At 48.6% G+C, this 1,440-nt stretch carries 2 protein-coding genes; both read right to left on the bottom strand.

The annotated features are described in order from the left end of the window. Positions 1 to 17: 17 nt before the first annotated feature. Positions 18 to 1,289, bottom strand: coding sequence for a 4-aminobutyrate--2-oxoglutarate transaminase (gabT, locus tag R7070_RS25130; RefSeq protein ID WP_318141387.1), 1,272 nt, complete (start codon positions 1,287 to 1,289; stop codon positions 18 to 20). A gap of 14 nt (positions 1,290 to 1,303) precedes the next feature. Beyond that, positions 1,304 to 1,440 (bottom strand): aldehyde dehydrogenase family protein (locus R7070_RS25135; RefSeq protein WP_318141388.1); only part of this gene is annotated, 137 nt, incomplete at its 5' end.

Here is a 1,440-nt window from a genome sequence, read left to right on the forward strand (position 1 = left end):
ATTTAAAAGCGCGTGAATCACGCCACTTCAAGAATCACTTTTTCCAATGTATCTACGCCTTCACTAAGCACTTCAGGCTCAATGGTTAGTGGCGGCAACAAGCGAATCACGTTCGCTTTTACTCCACAAGAAAGCAGGATAAGGCCGTTTTCTTGCGCTTTAGAAATCACCGCTTTGGTCATCTCTTGCAGTGGTTTGCCTGATTCTGGGGCAGTAAACTCAATCGCCATCATTGCACCCGTGGTACGGATTTCACCAATAGCAGGCACAGATTGTTGCAGTTTGGTCATACGTGCATTGACCACTTCACCGATGCCCATTGCTTTAGCACACAAGTCTTCTTCTTCGATGATTTTCAGTACTTCGAGACCAGCAACACAACCAAGTGGAGAGCCCGCATAAGTGCCACCTAAACCACCAGGCAGTGCAGAGTCCATCACATCCGCTTTCCCAACTACCGCTGAGATTGGGAAACCACCAGCAATGCCTTTCGCCATTGTCATTAGGTCTGGTTCAATGCCTAGGTATTCTGTGGCAAACATTTTACCGGTACGAGCAAATCCCGTTTGGATTTCATCGGCAATCCGCATGATACCGTGCTTATCACACAGCTGACGCAAGCCTTGTGCAAACTCCTCTGGCGCTTTGTAGAAACCACCCTCACCTTGTACTGGTTCGAAGATGATCGCTGCAACGCGTGATGGTTCGATATCACAAGCAAATAGGTCGTCGATCGCTTGTAAGCTTTGTTCAACGCTGATGCCGTGGAACGCATTTGGGTACGGCGCGTGGTAGATTTCGTTCGGGAAAGGACCAAAGCCTGCTTTATATGGCGCAACTTTACCGGTTAACCCCATCGTCATATTTGTGCGACCGTGAAAGCCGCCTTTGAACGCTATCACGCCGCTACGACCAGTATGAGCGCGCGCTACTTTCACTGCGTTTTCGACTGCCTCAGCGCCAGTGGTCAGGAAGATCGCTTTCTTCTTAGTCTCACCTGGTGCAAGTTCTGTCAGCTTTTCTGCCAGCTCAACGAATGACGCATACGGCGTAACCATCGCACACGTATGCGAAAAGTTGTCCAACTGAGCTTTTACCGCTTCACTGATACGCTTGTGAGAATGCCCGGTGTTAGTTACCGCGATACCCGCTGCAAAGTCTATGTATTTGTTGCCTTCGATATCCCATACGTAAGCGTTTTCTGCTTTCTCGACGTAAAGTGGGTACAGTGCGCCCATGCCTTGAGCGATAACTTGGCTTCTTCTTTCGTGTAGTTGTTGGTTTGTCATTGTTTTGTCCTTAATTAGTTGCCGCCAAAGCAGAGATATTTCACGTCCATGTATTCATCGATACCTTGTTTTGCTCCTTCGCGTCCGATGCCGGACTGCTTAACACCACCGAAAGGAGCAACTTCAGTAGAAATCATGCCTTCGTTAATGC

The sequence above is a fragment of the Vibrio sp. 1557 genome, assembly GCF_033340175.1.
Lineage (GTDB): Bacteria > Pseudomonadota > Gammaproteobacteria > Enterobacterales > Vibrionaceae > Vibrio > Vibrio alginolyticus.